The sequence below is a fragment of the Saccharopolyspora oryzae genome (assembly GCF_027853915.1).
Classification (GTDB): Bacteria; Actinomycetota; Actinomycetes; order Mycobacteriales; family Pseudonocardiaceae; genus Saccharopolyspora; species Saccharopolyspora oryzae.
In genome coordinates this window covers 73261-88512 of the sequence record NZ_JAQGLA010000008.1, presented here as the reverse complement: position 1 = coordinate 88512, position 15252 = coordinate 73261, and the positions used below count along the sequence as shown (strand labels likewise).

Here is a 15252-nt window from a genome sequence, read left to right as displayed (position 1 = left end):
TGACCGGCCGGGTCCGCGCGGAGACTTACCGGCCGGTAACCGCACTCTAGCGCTTATTACCCGCCGGTAACCACACGGCCACCCCTGTCGGGTGTCTCACATGTTGATCGCGGGACGGCCAGCGCTGATCATCCACTCCCCGGACGCCGACGGCACCACGGCCGGTGAGCCGCGGTGCCATCAGCGAGCAGAGGTCACTCCGAGGGCGCGGTGGCGTGCAGCGCTTCGCTGATCGCTTCAGCGGTCAGCTCGAGCTGCCACCCGCGGGCGCCCTTCTCGCGCAGCAGCGCCTTCACCGCGGGCAGGCTCCGGTCCTCCGGCGGCGTCCAGCAGGTGCGCCGCACGAGGTCCGGGAGCAGCAGGTTCTCCACCGGCAGCCGGTTCTCCTCGGCGATCTTCGCCAGCGCCGAACGGGCCGCGGTCAGCCGCGCGGCTGCGTCCGGATCGCGGTCGGCCCACCGGTTCGTCGGGGGCGGGCCGTCGTTGTGGGAGGCGGGGGCGGGCAGCTCGTCGTTCTCGAGCCGCCGGGCCGACCGGAGCGCCTGCAACCACATCGAGGCCCGGCGCCGCTGCTGCCGACCGCCGAACACCGGCAGCGCGACCAGATCGGCCTCGGACTTCGGATTGGCCTGCGCGGCCTGCACGATCGAGGAATCGGGCAGCACCCGGCCCGGAGCGAGATCGCGGTCGCGGGCGAACTTGTCGCGGGTCTGCCACAGCGCGCGAACGGCGGCCAGCTGCCGCGGGTTGCGCACCCGGTGGATGCCCGACGTGCGGCGCCACGGTTCGGCGCGCGGGGGAGCGGGCTCGGCGGTGCGAACGGCCTCGAACTCCTCGAACGCCCACTCGAGCTTGCCCTGGTCCACCAGCTCGTCGTGCATCGCATCGCGCAGGTCGACCAGCAGCTCGACGTCGAGCGCGGCGTAGACCAGCCAGTCCTGGGGGAGCGGGCGCCGCGACCAGTCGGCCGCGCTGTGCCCCTTCTCCAGCTGGTAGCCGAGCATGCGCTCCACGAGAGCGCCCAGCGAGACGCGCTCGAAGCCGGCCAGCCGCCCGGCCAGTTCGGTGTCGAACAGCTGCGCCGGGCGCAGGTCCAGCTCGGCCAAGCAGGGCAGGTCCTGCGAGGCGGCGTGCAGCACCCACTCGGTGTCGGCCAGCGCCGGCACCAGCGGATCGAGCTCGCCTCGCAGCGCGATCGGGTCCACCAGCACGGTCCCGGCACCTTGGCGGCGCAGTTGCACCAGGTAGGCGCGTTGCGAGTAGCGGTATCCCGAAGCGCGCTCGGTGTCCACGGCCACCGGTCCGGTGCCCGCGGCGAGCGCTGTCGCGGCGGCGCGCAACGCCGCCTGCGTGTCCACCACCGGCGGTACGCCGTCGGCGGGTTCGGTCAACAACACCGGTTCCGGGCGGTCGGACCCGACGGTCTCGGGGCTTGCAGCTTCCACGGCTACCAGACCTTACGTGCTTTGGTCCGGTCCGTGTGGCCACTCCGACCGAGCTCGTCGGGCCGACCGCTCCGGTGCAGGTGCGTCGGCGTCCGGATCAGCGGATCACGCCGGCCCGCATGGCCAGCGCGACCATCTGCGCCCGGTCGCCGGTGCCCAGCTTGCGCCCTATCCGCGACAGGTGGCTCTTCACCGTGAGCGCGGAGAGGTTCAGGGCCTCACCGATCTCCTTGTTGGAACGACCGTCGGCCACCAACTGGAGAACTTCGACCTCCCGTCCGGACAGCTCGCGAGGGGTGTTGTCCGTCCCGGGTACGCGGGTACCGGCGGCGAGCACCGGCGCCACGCTCGGGTCGGCGTACACCCCGCCGTCGAGCACTCGGCGCACACCGTCGGTGACCACCATCGGCGAGGCCGACTTCAGCAGGTACGCCTGCGCACCTGCTTGGAAGGCGGCCCGCACCGCGTACGGGTCGTCGGACGATGCGAGCACCACGATCCGGGGCCATCCCTGGCTCCGGAGTTCGGTGACCAGCTCGATGCCGGTCCCGTCCGGGAGCCCGAGATCGAGGATTGCGAGGTCGCACGGACCGGTCGCCAGAGCGCGAGCCCTGGCCTCGGCCATCGATGCGGCCTCGTGCACCGTGCCGGCGCCCATCTGCAGCAGCCGGGCGGCGATGGCCTCCCGGAGCAGCGGATGGTCATCCACCACGAGCACCGTGAACAGCTCTTCCCGCGGGTGCGGGACCATGTTGGCCGGCAAAGTGCCGGCAGGCGTGGTTCGAGCGGCCTGACCTAAGCCGACGGCAGCCACGTCACTACCTCCCTGGAGTCGGTCGTGCCCCCCGACCGGCACCGGGACTCTCGACCAATCAGCCGCGCCACTGATCGACCGAAAGTGGTGTCGTCGGGTGGCAGCGTAACCGCCCAAGCGGGTCAGCGGGACGATCAATCGGGTATCTATCCCGATCGAGTTGTCACTTGAGCATGATCAAGTCACGCTTTTGGGTGACTATCTGCAATCGCCGTAACGTCGGAGCGTGGCTAACCGACATAACACGAATGCGTATCGTGAAAAATTTGCGTGATCAACCGTTTCGCGGCCGGTGAGGGAACTTCGCGAATGGAAACGGGCTTCGGCGTGTCGCGCGCTCGGCCTGTTCGCAGCACCTTACGCGCTGGAGTCGGCGGACACAGCCGGTGATCGGACGAAGGCGGATCAGTCGCGCGGCGCAACGCCGTTGGACGGACGGCCGAGCATCGAGACGCCTTCCGGCGGTAGCCCGGCTGCGCTCGCGATCAGTTCGTGGAACGCCGCCGCGTGCGGTCCCAGTTCGGCGTCGGTGGCCGTCCACGACCCGCGCAGCTCCAGATCGTGACTGCGGGACGGTCCGGCGATGTCGCCGAAGCGGGCCGAGGACGTCAGCGTGACCGTGCCGCCCAGGGCCGTCCACGACGCGCCGGAACCTTCGAGCGCATCGGTGAGCCACGACCAGCCGACGGCCGGCAGCAGCGGGTCGGTGGCCAGCTCCGGGTCGAGCTCGGCCCGCAGGAACACCACGAGCCGCAGCACACCGTCCCACGCCTCCTGGCCCTCCGGGTCGTGCAGCAGGACCAGTCGAGCGGTGGCCAGCTCGCCGGCCGGGCCGTTTGCCTCGGCGGCCAGCGCGTGCGCCCACGGCGCGAGCCGCTTGGGCGGACCGACTTCGGACAGCTCGATCTCCGCACGCGGGCGAGCCGACGTCAACGTGGCAACTGCCTGCCGAAAAACCTCGGGCGCCGCCGCCATCTCCGTCACGGCGCAGACTCTAAGCGGCCGGATCCGGGTGATCACGGAGGCGCGCCGATCAAGCCCGGCTGTGGCCATCAGCACCCCGCTCCTCGGAGCCGTCGATCCCGGAGTTCCAGCGGGCGTTGAGGTTCCGCTCCCGGCGCCGCTACGCGGGGCGAGTTCGCACGGGGCCTCGTGCGAAGATTGGCCTGCCAGCCCGGTCCGCCGCCGTGGCACGCCCGTGCGGTACTCCGGGGATCGATCGACGTACGGACGCTGACCCCCGATGACGAATCCCGCGCCGGTCTCGGCCCGCCGAGACCTCTCCGACGCCCCCTTCCTCGTCGCCGCCCGCGGTGGCACCCCCCGGCACACCCCGGTCTGGTTCATGCGCCAGGCGGGTCGTTCGCTTCCCGAGTACCGGCGGGTCCGGGAGGGCGTGCCTATGCTGCAGGCGTGCCTGACCCCGGAGCTGGTCAGCGAGATCACCCTGCAGCCGGTGCGGCGGCACGGGGTGGACGCCGCGATCCTGTTCAGCGACATCGTGCTGCCGCTGTACGCCGCGGGCATCGGGCTGGACATCGTCGCGGGCACCGGGCCGGTGGTGGCCGAGCCGATCCGCAGCGCCGACGACGTCGCCGCGCTGCCGCAGCTCGCGCCGGAGCAGGTCGCGCCGGTCGCCGAGGCGGTCCGCCTGCTGGTCGGCGAGCTGGGGCAGACGCCGCTGATCGGGTTCGCCGGGGCGCCGTTCACGCTGGCCTCCTACCTGGTCGAGGGCGGTCCGAGCCGCAACCACGAGCGCACCAAGGCGCTGATGCACTCCGATCCGCAGACCTGGCACGCGCTGATGGAGAAGCTGTCGGCGGCGACGCTGCAGTTCCTGGAGGTGCAGCTGGCGGCCGGGGTCGCCGCGATCCAGCTGTTCGACTCGTGGGCCGGGGCGCTCTCGCTGCGCGACTACCGCGAGTTCGTGCTGCCGCACAGCGAGCGGATCTTCGCCGGGGTCGCCGAGGTCGCCGACGTGCCGAAGATCCACTTCGGGGTGGGCACCGGTGAGCTGCTCGGCGCGATGCGCACCGCCGGACCCGACGTGGTCGGCGTGGACTGGCGGGTGCCGCTGGACGACGCCGCGGCGCGGCTGCGCGCGGCCGTGCCCGACGCGGACGCGCCGGTGGTGCAGGGCAACCTCGACCCGGCGGTGCTGTTCGCCGGCTGGGACGCGGTGGAGCGCGAGGTGCGCCGGATCCTCGCCGAGGGCGAAGCGGCCGGCGGGCACATCTTCAACCTCGGCCACGGGGTGCTGCCGGCCACCGATCCGGAGGTGCTGACACGGGTCGTCGAGCTCGTCCACACCGCGAGCAAGCAGCAGTGATGGCTCCTCGGGTCGCGGTCGTCGGCGGCGGAATCGCGGGATTGGCCGCCGCCCACCGGTTGCGCCGGGAACTCGGCCCGCAGGCCGAGATCGTCCTGGTGGAGCAGGCTTCCCGCGTCGGCGGCAAGCTGCGCACGGTCGAACTCGCCGGGCGGTCCTACGACGTCGGGGCGGAGGCGTTCCTGGCGCGGCGGCCCGAGGTCCTGCGCCTCGCGGACGAGCTGGGCGTGGCCGACGACGTCGTGCACCCGGGCGGGTTTTCGGCGTCCGTGCGCGCCGGCAGCCGGACGCGGCGCCTGCCGACCGGGACCGTGATGGGCGTTCCCGCCGCGCCCGAGTCGGTGCGGGACGTGCTGTCCGACGCCGGTTTGTCGTTGGTCCGCGCGGAGAAGGACCTGCCGCCGCTGCGGCTCGAAGGTGCGGATGCGTCGGTCGGCGAGCTGCTGCGCGGCCGGGTCGGCGACGAGGTCGTGGACCGGCTGGTGGAGCCGCTGCTCGGCGGTGTCTACGCGGGGGACGCGAACCGCCTCGGGCTGCGGGCCACGATCCCGGCCCTGGCGGCGGCGCTGGACGGGGGAGCGGAGTCGATCATCGCCGCGGCCTCGTCCGCGCTGCCGAAGCCGAAGCCCGACGCGCCGAAGCCGCCGGTGTTCGGCGCTTTCCAGAACGGCTACCGGCGGTTGATCGACCAGCTGCTGATCGCCGCCGATGCGCAGCTCCGGCTCGGGCTGCCGGTGCGCGGCCTGACCAGGACCGAATCCGGTTGGCGGCTGGAGATCGGCGCGGCGCCGAGCCCGGAGTTCCTGGACGTCGACGGCGTCGTGCTGGCGGTCCCCGCTCCTGCGGCGCGCCGTCTGCTCCAGGACGTCGTGCCCAGCGCGGCGGCCAAGCTCGGCGAGGTGGAGCTGGCCTCCATGATCGTCGTGGGTCTCGCATTGCCCGCGGACGTGGAACTGCCGGACGCCTCGGGCGTGCTGATCGCGCGCGGCGAGCGCCACGACGACGGAACCCCGTTCACCGCCAAGGCCTTCACCTTCTCCAGCAACAAGTGGCCGCACCTGCGCGGTGCGAACGGCGAACTGCTGGTGCGGGGTTCGGTCGGCCGGTTCGGCGAGACCGCGGACCTGCAGCTCGACGACGCCGAGGTGCTGCGCCGGGTGCGCACCGACTTCGCCGAGCTGACCGGGATCGCGGCGCAGCCGGTGGAGTCGACCGTGGTGCGCTGGGGCGGTGGAGTGCCGCAGTACGGCGTGGGCCACCTGGACCTGATCGCCGACGTGGAACGGGCGCTGTCCGACGTGCCGGGCCTGGCCCTGGCCGGGGCGGCGCTGCACGGCGTCGGGGTCCCGGCGTGCATCGCGACGGGGGAGTCCGCGGCGATGGACATCACGCGGGCCCTGCTGCCTGGGACCCTCCGAGAAGTGGGACGATGAGGACATGGCGCGGCTGAACTACAACGAGCTCAACGACACCATTCGCTACACCATGTGGTCGGTGTTCCGGATCGAGCAGGGCACCCTGCCCGAGGACCGGGCCAAGGCCGCTCAGATGACCCAGGAGTACCTGGACTCGCTGGCCGAGTCCGGCGTCGTGGTCCGCGGCGTCTACGACGTCTCCGGGCTGCGGGCCGACGCGGACTTCATGATCTGGTGGCACTCCGAGGAGATCGAGCAGGTCCAGGCCGCCTACACCGGGTTCCGCCGCGAGACCCCGCTCGGCCAGTCCTCCGAGCCGGTCTGGAGCAACGTCGCGCTGCACCGCCCGGCCGAGTTCAACAAGAGCCACATCCCGGCGTTCCTGGCCGGCGAGGAACCGCGCAAGTACATCTGCGTGTACCCCTTCGTGCGCTCCTACGAGTGGTACCTGCTGCCCGACGACGAGCGCCGCAAGATGCTGGCCGACCACGGCAAGGAAGCCCGCGACTACCCGGACGTCCGGGCGAACACGGTGGCCTCCTTCGCACTCGGCGACTACGAGTGGATCCTCGCCTTCGAAGCCGACGAGCTGCACCGCATCGTGGACCTGATGCGCCACCTGCGCGGCACGGAGGCCCGCCTCCACGTCCGCGAGGAGATCCCGTTCTACACGGGCCACCGAGTCGACGTCACCGACCTGGTGACCCGCCTCCCCTGAAGTTCTTCCGGCTGAAGCGCCTGGCGGCGCGTCAAAGACGGTTCTGAGTCGGCGTGAGCCGAGTTCCGATGTCCCGCGCGGGGTCGGGGTCGCCTGGAGCACCTGGCGGCACCGACCCCGCGCGGTCGTTCCGCTGGGCGATCTGCTGGGTCGGCGCGCTCGGTACCGGCGGGTTCGCCTGGGTCGGTGCGCCCGGCTTGGGCAGGTTCGCCTGGGTCGGCGTGTCCCCGCCGGGCAGGTTCGCCTGCGCGGTGTCCGGCTTGGACAGGTTCGCGCTGATGGTGCGCTGCAGGTGCCGGTGCACGCTGTTGAACTCCTGGCGCAGCCCCAGGACCTGCCTGCTGAGCGCGTCGCCCTGCGACAGGGTGTCGGTCTCGACGGCTCGGAGCAGCACGCCGAGGTGGCCGTGCAGGCGCTGGTGCACGTCGACGAACCGGACGATCTGCTGCTGCGTCTCCAGCGGCGGCGACGTGCGCGCGACCGCCTTGACCATGGTCTCCTGCCAGCGCTGAGCGGTCTGGCGGTAGTGCCGGTCGGCGGCCACCCGGTAGTGCGGCGCGACCTGGCCGTCCATCGCGGTGCGGATCAGCTCCTGGCTGCTGTCCACGAGCTCGCGGGCGCTGGTGGTGATCGCGTACGCCCACTCCCACTGCTCGGTCTGCGTGCTGGTCCTGCGCTCCTCCCGAGCTTCCTCCAGCTGGCTCTGCGCCAGCTTGACCTGCTCCCAGGCCCGCTCCGACTGCGCGCGAGCGTTCTGGGCCGCCTTCGTGGCCTTCTCCGCTTGGCCCTCGGCGGCGGTCACCAGGCGGCGCATCGCTTCCGCCTGCTTCCCGGCCTCGCGGGCCTCGCGGCGGGCCAGCACCAGCTGCCACCCGGCGACCCCGACGGCCACGATCGCCAGCCCGGCAGCGACCCAGGTGACCACGTGCTCCCAACTCATGCGCCAAACGCTGACACAGCGGACTGATCCGCTGACCCGGCTGAGGACAATCTCACGTTGCGATTCGGCATCTGCTCGTGCATTCGATCATCGCCGCGGCGGATCGGGGCCGGGTAGGCCGATCCGGGCGCGCGGTCGTCGGAGTCCGCTTTCCGCTCACGCCTCCGCTTCTGGCACCAGGCGGACGGCGATGGAGTTGATGCAGTAGCGCTGGTCGGTGGGGGTGGCGTAGCCCTCGCCCTCGAACACGTGGCCCAGGTGGCCGTGGCAGGAGGCGCACAGCACCTCGACGCGGACCATGCCGAGGGAGCGGTCCTCGCGCAGGATCACCGCGTCGCTGTCGGCCGGGTCGTAGAACGACGGCCAGCCGCAGTGCGACTCGAACTTGGTCTGGCTGCGGAACAGCTCCGCTCCGCAGCCGCGGCACTCGTAGATGCCGGTGGTCTTGGTGTCGACGTACTCGCCCTGCCAGGCCGGTTCGGTGGCGGCCTGGCGCAGCACGGCGTACTCGTTCGGGCTGAGCTGCTCCCGCCACTCGGCGTCGGTCTTGGTCACCTTCGGCGTCCCTGCATCCATGCGTCCACGCTAATCCGACTCAAGATCAACTGCACAGCCGCGGGATCAGATCGAGTCGAACACCACCGCCGGCGGTTCAGCCGGTGAAGGTGCCGATGACGAAGGCCAGGGCGTTCCAGACCGCGTAGAGGACGCCGAGGAGGATCAGCGCGACCACGGCGACGGCCACGAGGCGGCGGTGGCCGCCGGTGCGGTTGACGCTCTGGGCGAAGTCGTCCACGCCGCGCAGCATGCCCTCGACGGTGGCGTCGGCGTTCGGCCGGCGCATCCGGTCGCGGTGCGCTGCGAAGGCCTGGACCTCGGGATCCTCCGGGTCGAGCCCGTCGAGGTCGTCGCTGAGATGAGCGGTCTGGTCGTCCGGTTCGCCGCGCTCCACGGCGCCACCGTATCGCCTCGCCGCCGCGCTGCGGACGATCTGCCGATTACCGCGTTGGTGGGTAACCTCCAGCCCGATCCACTTAGGACAGGAGGCGACGATGACCGCGCAGCCACCGGACCTGTTCCGCCCGGAGCTGGACGTCACGCCGCCCGAGCGGCAGCGGCGCTGGACCGTCCTGCTGCGAATCCTGCTACTGATCCCGCACTTCATCGTGCTGTGGTTCGTCTCGATCGCGGCCGGGGTGGTGGCGATCATCGGCTGGTTCGCCGCGCTGTTCCTGGGGCGCCTGCCGGACTGGATCTCCGGGTTCCTGACCCTCTTCGTCGGCTACCAAGCGCGCGTGGCGGCGTCCCAGCTGCTGCTCGTCGACCGGTACCCGCCGTTCCTGGTGGAGCAGGCGGACTACCCGGTCCGGATCGAGGTCCGGCCGGGGGAGCTGAACCGGCTGGCGGTGTTCTTCCGGCTCGTCCTGGTGATCCCGGCGGCGGTGGTCAGCGCCGTCGTCGGCCACGGCTGGGCCGTGCTGGCGTTCTTCATCTGGCTGATCGTGCTGGTCATGGGCCGCACCCCGCGCCCGGTGTTCGACGCCACCGCGGCGGTGCTGCGCTGGGCATTCCGCACGAACGCCTACTTCTACCTGCTCACCGGCGCCTACCCGCGCAAGCTCTTCGGCGAGGCGAAGGCCGAGGAGAACCCGCCGCGCCAGTCGCCCGGCACGCGCCCGCTGGTGATGTCCAAGGGCGGCAGGGTGCTGCTGATCGCCTTCATCGTCCTGGGTGTGCTCGGCCTGCTCGCCGACGGTGCCGCGCAGTCGACCTACCAGCAGCAGTACATGTACGAGCAGGAGTACCAGTGGGCGTTCTAGCGCCTCAGACGACGGCTTCCGTCCAGCGCTCCAGGATCTCCTCGACGGTCTGCTCCGGTGTCTGGTCGGAGGTGTCCAGCCACAGGCCGAGTCGTGGTGTGCGCTCGTGCAGCACCTCGTTGAGCTCGGCGATCTGGAAGGTGCCGTAGGCGGCCTTGCCGCGACCCGCTTCGCGCTCGGCGATCGCCTCGACGTCCGGGGCGAGCACGACCACCAGCAGCGGACGGCTGCGGACCTGTTCGACCAGCTCGGTCAGGTGCTCGCCGAGCACGACGTCCTGCGCGACGACGGTGAAACCCGCGGTGAAGTAGGCGTCCGCGGTCTGCGCGGTCAGCCGGTGCCGCAGCCGCAGCTGGCGCAGCGCCTCGTCGGACGGCGTCGCCGCCATCTCCTCGCGGCCGCCGACCACCATGCGGCGGAACGCGTCGCCGCGCAGGTGCACCGAGCGGGGCAGGCGTTCGGCGATGCCTTGCGCGATCGTCGACTTCCCGGCGGCCTGGATGCCGGTGATCAGCAGGATGGCGCGGTCGAGCATGGGGCTCCTCCGGTCGAAGGAGCTGATCATTTCACCCGCATGCCGGATTCGCCGGGAGCGTTCTCGACACCGGCTACTGATTGCAATGGATTGATGGGTCCCGGGCAGCTCGATGGAGCAAGCCGGTTCGCTCGGGCAGCGGTGTCGGGGTTGCTCCGTTGGCGTGCACCATCGCACGTGCTGTGTTCCCCACGAAGCGGGAGGCCAACATGGTCCGCACCGAAGTCGAGCGCGCTCCGCAAGCCAAGGGCGGCTGCAGCTGCTGCGGCAGCTGCAGCGGTCCGTCCTGTGGCTGCTGCTCCAGCTGCGGCTGAGCGGCGCAGGTCTGCCCGGGGTGTTTGCGGGATCACTCCGGGCAGGCCATGCCGTCCGTCGGGACGGCGCCCTGCAGCAGGAACTTGCTGACGGCGTCGGTGGCGCACTGGGAACGGCCGATCGCACCGTGCCCGGCGCCCTGCCAGCGCACCAGCACACCGGTCGGCAGCTGCTCGGCCAGGTGCTCGCTGCCGGACTCCAGCACCACCGGGTCGTTCGCCGTGCTGATCACCGGGATCGGCGGCAGGTCGGGGCGGCGCGGAGCGGGCAGCGGTTGCTGCGGGACCGGCCACGACCCGCACCACACCAGCCGCTGAGCCGCGGCACCGCCGAACAGCGGGAACCTGCTCACCAAGTCCGTCGCGAGCTCGCCGGCGCGCTGCGGTGGCACCCGCAGCGTCGTGTCGTTGCAGCTGGTGATCAGCTCGCCGTCCAGCCACGGCGGGTTGGCGCCCTGCGCGGTGACCAGCGGCGCGCTGATCTTCGCCAGCCCAGCGCCATCACCGCGGTTCGCCGCGGCCAACGCGTCGGCCAGCTCGGGCCAGCCCTTGCGGTCCGCCAGACCCAGCAGGATCGCTTGCACCACGCGGCCGCTGCCGACGGAGGCCCCCGGAGCCGCCAGCGGGTCCTTGCGGGTGCGCTCGACGAGATCGCTGACGGCCTTGCGCGGCTCTGGGCCCAGCGGGCAGCCACGGCTGGCGCAGTCCGCCGCGAACACGTCGAAGACCTTCTCCGCGCTCTGCGCCTGCAGCTCGGCCTGCCCGATGGCGTCGCGGGTCGGGTCCGGTGCACCGTCCAGCACCAGCCGGCCCACCGAGGTCGGGAACCGCTCGGCGTAGGTGGTCAGCAGCCGGGACGCTTCGCCGCGGCCGATCGCGTGCAGCTTCGGCACGCCCAGGTCCAGGCGGAGCTCTTCGAGGTCGGAGGCGGCCCGCCAGGTGTCGTAGGCCTGCAGCCGCTCGTCCAGGTCGAGCAGGCACTCCTGGCTGGCGCGCAGCACCGAGTCCAGCAGCCGGTCCAGGTCGGTGCGGTCGGTGGCGCGCGCGTCGAACCCGACGATGTCCTCGCGCTGCGGCTGCGGCACGCAGTCGGCCGGATCGGACTCGCCGGTGCCGCGCCGGTCCATGCCGATGATGTCGAAGGTGTTCAGCAGCTGCGGCAGCTGCGCGGCCATCCGCGCGGCGAAGGTGGTGCCGGGCTCGCCACCGATGTCACCGACCACCACCAGCGGCACCCGCTCACCGGAACCGATGCGGATCAGCGCGTTGCGCGCGGTGCCGCGCTCCGGGGCCTCCGGCGAGTCGAGCGTGCTCAGCAGTTGCGAGCACTCGGCCGTCAGGCCGGGAGGCAGCGCGCCGCCCAGCTCATCGCGGGTCTGGGCGGTGCAGTCCGACCAGTTCAGCATGTCGTCGGCGGGGCCGCCGAGCCCCGGGACGGGCGCCGGTTTCGGCGGCTGCGGAGCGGGCGCCACCTGCTGGTCGCCGTCCTGGAAGGCGACCGCCGGGCGGTCCGACGGGCCGGCGGAGCACGCCGCGAGGACCACCAGCAGCAACGGCAGCAGCACGGCCCCGGCACGATGAGTGGTGCGCGGCACGGGTACTCCTCGTCGGCGAAGCGCGGTGGCTGAACCCGGTCAGCATCGCATGATCGAGGTGAGGCGCCGGTGAGGGCCCTGACATTTCGGTGGGCTGCCCGACGGCGCCGGGTTAACGTGCGGCGGTAGGCGAACTCGGACTTGCGAAGGGGCATCGTGCACGTCGCGCAGACCATCTCGGGCGCATCGTCGAGCCGGCGACCGTCGTTCAGCTTGGGACATGCCTCGGCACGAGCGCTCGGCGCGATCCCGCCGCCGATGCTGGTGCTGGTGGGCGTGGTCAGCCTCCAGGTCGGCGCGGCCTTCGCCAAGCAGCTGTTCGGCATGGCGGGCGCGTCCGGTGTGGTGGCGCTGCGGCTGTCGTTCGCCGCGCTGATCCTGCTGGCGGTCTGGCGCCCGTCGCTGCGCATGGACCGCAATACGCTGCTGGTGGTGGCCGGTTACGGCTCCGTGCTGGCGGGCATGAACGTCTGCATCTACCAGGCGTTCGAACGGATCCCGCTGGGTGCGGCGGTGACCATCGAGTTCCTCGGTCCGCTCGCCGTGGCGGTGATCGGCTCGCGCCGCAAGCTGGACGTCGTGTGGGCGGTCCTGGCCGGGCTGGGCGTGTTCCTGCTGTCCCGGGTCGAGGGCGGGCTGGACCCGGTCGGCGTGGCCTTCGCGCTCATGGCGGGTGCCCTGTGGGCCGGCTACATCCTGGTCGGCGCCAAGCTCGGCAGCCGGACCACCGGCGGCTCCGGCCTCGCCCTGGGCATGGCGTTCGGCGCGCTGGTGGCGGCCCCGTTCGGCATCGCCGAGGCGGGAACGTCGCTGCTGCACCCGGCCGTGCTGGTCGCGGGTCTGATGGTCGCCCTGATGTCCTCGGTGATCCCGTACTCGCTCGAACTCGAGGCGCTCCGCCGGATGCCCCCGCGCGTCTTCGGCGTCCTGATGAGCCTCGAACCCGCGGTAGCGGCCCTGGCGGGTCTCCTGGTCCTGGGAGAACTCCTCGGCGCCTGGCAGTGGGTGGCGATCGCCTGCGTCGTCGCAGCCTCGGTCGGCTCGGTCAGCACGACCAAGAACGAACCCAAGGACACCGGCGCCAACTGACCCGCCAACCTCCCGCGTCCCACCACGTGGACCACAGTTTCAATGGAAACTGTGATCCGCCGTGCCTGGGTTCCGCAGTTTCAATTGAAACTGTGGTTCCCCGGCGTGTCGGGACCCGACATGCCGACGGGTGTGGACAGGTCGTCCTGGTTGTGGAGAACTTCCGCAAGTTCAATGGAAATCGGAGGTCTGATTTCCATTGAATTTTGATTCCCCGGTCAGACGGCGGGGAGCTTGGTGGGGTGGAGGGCCCGCATCAGGGTCAGGAGGGTCTTGTTGAGGGGGACCGGGATGTCGTGGGTGGTCGCCGCTCGGACCAGGACGCCGGTGATGTGCTCGTGCTCCGTCGGCAGGCCTGCGAGCCGGTCGTAGAGCATCGAGGTCCCGTTCGTCGGGGGGAACTTCTCGATGTAGTCGGCCAGGACCTTCTCCGCGTCGGCGTGGGTGAGGTCGGCGCCTTCGGCTCGGGCCACGTCGACCGCCTCGGCGAGGACTCCGGCGCACAGCTCCCGGACGTCGGGTTCGGCGAGGACGTCCAGGCGGCGGAGGGTGAGGGCGGTGATGGGGTTCGGTGCCAGGTTGGTGAGCATCTTGCGCCAGGCCGCCGTGCGGAAGTCGTCGGTCGGGCGGATCGTCAGGGCGTCGCCGGCGAGCAGGGCGGCGAAGCGCTCGCCGACCTCACCCGCTTCGACCTGCATCGTCATGGGGGAGCGGCGTACCACGTGGCCGGGGCTCACCCGCTCGGCCGCGACGTAGATCAGCGCGGGCAGGACCGGGCCCCGCAGGCCCATCGCGGCGACCGACGAGCGGTGCTCGACCCCGTTCTGCACCACCACGATCGGCGCGCGGCCGTCGTCCAGGCGCTGCAGCCAGCCGGACGTGCTCGGCACGTCCTGGACCTTGGTGGTCAGCAGGATCCAGTCGACCTCGCCGAGCTCACCCGGATCGGTCACCACCGGTGCCGGGACTTCCCGGGTGCCTTCCGGGGTTTCCACCGTCAACTGGTCGAACGGGGTCCGCACGCACAGCGACACCTCGTGCCCTGCGGCGTGCGCTGCCGCTGCGAGAACTCCACCGATACCGCCAGAACCGATCACCGCGATGTGCACGGCGACGGACATTACCCGTTCGAACGGGTTTCGCGATCCACGTCGCCTACGAGCACCGCGTCGAGGTCGTAGCGCGCCGGCTCGTCCAGCTGATCGTAGCGGCAGGACTCCGGGTCGCGGTCCGGGCGCCACCGGACGAACTGCGTGGTGTGGCGGAACCGCGCCGGATGCCCGCCTTCGGTGTGGTCGTAGGAGACCTCGACGACCCGCTCCGGCCGCAGCGGCACCCACGGCTGCTCGCTGCTGTTCCAGCGGTTCACCGACCCCGGCAGCCGCCGGCCGGTCGCGTTCTCGCCCACCCACGGGTGCTCGCCGTCGGTGATGAGCTCGGCGAGCTCGGTGGCCAGCTCGCGCCGCCGGGCCGCGGAGAACGCGCCCACGACGCCGACGTGGTGCAGCACCCCGTGCTCGTCGTGCAGGCCCAGCTGCAGCGATCCCACCGCGGTGCCGGGCTCGGTCTTGGCGTGCCAGCGCAATCCGGCGACCACGCAGTCGGCGGTGCGCGAGTGCTTGATCTTGAGCATGGTCCGCTTGCCGGGCAGGTAGGCGCCGCCGGTGGGTTTGGCGATGATGCCGTCCAGACCGGCGCCCTCGAACACCCGGAACCACTCCGCGGCGGTGTCCGGGTCGTCGGTGACCGGCGTGGTGCGCAGACCGCTGCTGTTGAGGCCGAGCCCGGCGAGCAGCTCGCGGCGCTCGGTCTGCGGGGCTTCGGTGAGGTCGCGCTCGTCCAGGGCGAGCAGGTCGAAGGCGATGAAGGTGGCCGGGGTCTGCTCGGCGAGCATCCGGACCCGGCTGGCGGCCGGGTGGATGCGCTCGCTCAGCACGTCCCAGTCCAGCCGGTCGCCCACCTCGTCGCGCCGGATCACCACCAGCTCGCCGTCCAGCACCGCCGGACGGCGGACGTGCTCGGCGACGGTGGCCAGCACCTCCGGGAAGTAGCGGTTGAGCGACCGGCCGGTCCGGGACTGCAGCTGCACCGGGGTACCGGCCTGCGGATCGACGAACACCAGGCAGCGGAAGCCGTCCCACTTCGGCTCGAACAGCAGGCCGCCGCGCCGCGGGATGCCGTCGGTCGGACTGGCCAGCATCGGTTTCACCGGCGGCTGCAGGGGGAGCACAGCGGACC

The 15252-nt window shown here is 71.7% G+C and carries 15 protein-coding genes; 5 read left to right on the top strand and 10 right to left on the bottom strand.

Annotation, left to right across the window (positions count from 1 at the left end):
* Window positions 1-194: 194 nt before the first annotated feature.
* The 3 genes from OU415_RS08030 to OU415_RS08020 form a co-directional block, all read right to left on the bottom strand.
* Complete coding sequence (locus OU415_RS08030; RefSeq protein WP_270947956.1) at window positions 195-1445, bottom strand: ribonuclease D; 1251 nt, start codon at window positions 1443-1445, stop codon at window positions 195-197.
* A gap of 97 nt (window positions 1446-1542) precedes the next feature.
* A complete protein-coding gene (locus OU415_RS08025; protein ID WP_175548076.1) occupies window positions 1543-2196 on the bottom strand; it encodes a response regulator in 654 nt (217 codons plus the stop codon).
* A 468-nt stretch (window positions 2197-2664) separates the two neighbouring features.
* On the bottom strand, window positions 2665-3243 hold the full coding sequence (locus OU415_RS08020; RefSeq protein WP_408641819.1) for a DUF3000 domain-containing protein: 579 nt from the start codon (window positions 3241-3243) through the stop codon (window positions 2665-2667).
* Between the two features lie 259 nt (window positions 3244-3502).
* Here OU415_RS08020 and hemE point away from each other — a divergent pair, with 259 nt between their 5' ends.
* From hemE to hemQ, 3 genes are read left to right on the top strand one after another with little or no spacing between them, the layout of a single operon-like run.
* Window positions 3503-4588: a uroporphyrinogen decarboxylase gene (gene hemE / locus OU415_RS08015; RefSeq protein ID WP_270947955.1), complete on the top strand. Its 1086-nt coding sequence runs from the start codon at window positions 3503-3505 to the stop codon at window positions 4586-4588.
* Window positions 4588-6021: a protoporphyrinogen oxidase gene (gene hemG / locus OU415_RS08010; RefSeq protein WP_270947954.1), complete on the top strand. Its 1434-nt coding sequence runs from the start codon at window positions 4588-4590 to the stop codon at window positions 6019-6021. The genes hemE and hemG overlap by 1 nt, the downstream gene beginning before the upstream one ends.
* Before the next feature lie 4 nt (window positions 6022-6025).
* On the top strand, window positions 6026-6721 hold the full coding sequence (hemQ, locus tag OU415_RS08005; RefSeq protein ID WP_270947953.1) for a hydrogen peroxide-dependent heme synthase: 696 nt from the start codon (window positions 6026-6028) through the stop codon (window positions 6719-6721).
* A 31-nt stretch (window positions 6722-6752) separates the two neighbouring features.
* Here the strand turns inward: hemQ and OU415_RS08000 are convergent, their stop codons facing one another.
* The 3 genes from OU415_RS08000 to OU415_RS07990 all read right to left on the bottom strand — a co-directional run bounded on the left by OU415_RS08000 (window position 6753) and on the right by OU415_RS07990 (window position 8613).
* Window positions 6753-7661 carry a hypothetical protein gene (locus OU415_RS08000; RefSeq protein ID WP_270947952.1) on the bottom strand — a complete coding sequence of 303 codons (909 nt, stop codon included), beginning with the start codon at window positions 7659-7661 and terminating at the stop codon, window positions 6753-6755.
* A 156-nt stretch (window positions 7662-7817) separates the two neighbouring features.
* A complete protein-coding gene (msrB, locus tag OU415_RS07995) occupies window positions 7818-8237 on the bottom strand; it encodes a peptide-methionine (R)-S-oxide reductase MsrB (protein WP_270947951.1) in 420 nt (139 codons plus the stop codon).
* Window positions 8238-8313: 76 nt separating this feature from the next.
* Entirely contained in the window at window positions 8314-8613 is a 300-nt protein-coding gene (locus tag OU415_RS07990; RefSeq protein WP_270947950.1) for a hypothetical protein, read from the bottom strand.
* Window positions 8614-8713: 100 nt separating this feature from the next.
* On the opposite strand from OU415_RS07990, the gene OU415_RS07985 reads away from it, so the two are divergent.
* Complete coding sequence (locus tag OU415_RS07985) at window positions 8714-9481, top strand: DUF4389 domain-containing protein (protein ID WP_270947949.1); 768 nt, start codon at window positions 8714-8716, stop codon at window positions 9479-9481.
* Between the two features lie 4 nt (window positions 9482-9485).
* On the opposite strand, the gene OU415_RS07980 is transcribed toward OU415_RS07985, so the two are convergent.
* Both OU415_RS07980 and OU415_RS07975 read right to left on the bottom strand, forming a co-directional pair.
* Window positions 9486-10016 carry an AAA family ATPase gene (locus tag OU415_RS07980; protein ID WP_270947948.1) on the bottom strand — a complete coding sequence of 177 codons (531 nt, stop codon included), beginning with the start codon at window positions 10014-10016 and terminating at the stop codon, window positions 9486-9488.
* A gap of 346 nt (window positions 10017-10362) precedes the next feature.
* Window positions 10363-11925 carry an alpha/beta hydrolase gene (locus OU415_RS07975; protein ID WP_270947947.1) on the bottom strand — a complete coding sequence of 521 codons (1563 nt, stop codon included), beginning with the start codon at window positions 11923-11925 and terminating at the stop codon, window positions 10363-10365.
* 156 nt (window positions 11926-12081) lie between these two features.
* Between OU415_RS07975 and OU415_RS07970 the strand changes: the two genes are divergently transcribed.
* Window positions 12082-13014 (top strand): EamA family transporter, encoded by a 933-nt coding sequence (locus OU415_RS07970; RefSeq protein ID WP_408641818.1) that lies wholly within the window; start codon window positions 12082-12084, stop codon window positions 13012-13014.
* A 218-nt stretch (window positions 13015-13232) separates the two neighbouring features.
* Here OU415_RS07970 and OU415_RS07965 read toward each other — a convergent pair whose 3' ends face one another.
* A complete protein-coding gene (locus OU415_RS07965) occupies window positions 13233-14135 on the bottom strand; it encodes a 2-dehydropantoate 2-reductase (protein ID WP_270947946.1) in 903 nt (300 codons plus the stop codon).
* Complete coding sequence (locus OU415_RS07960; RefSeq protein ID WP_270947945.1) at window positions 14135-15244, bottom strand: ATP-dependent DNA ligase; 1110 nt, start codon at window positions 15242-15244, stop codon at window positions 14135-14137. The genes OU415_RS07965 and OU415_RS07960 overlap by 1 nt, the downstream gene beginning before the upstream one ends.
* Window positions 15245-15252 lie beyond the last annotated feature (8 nt).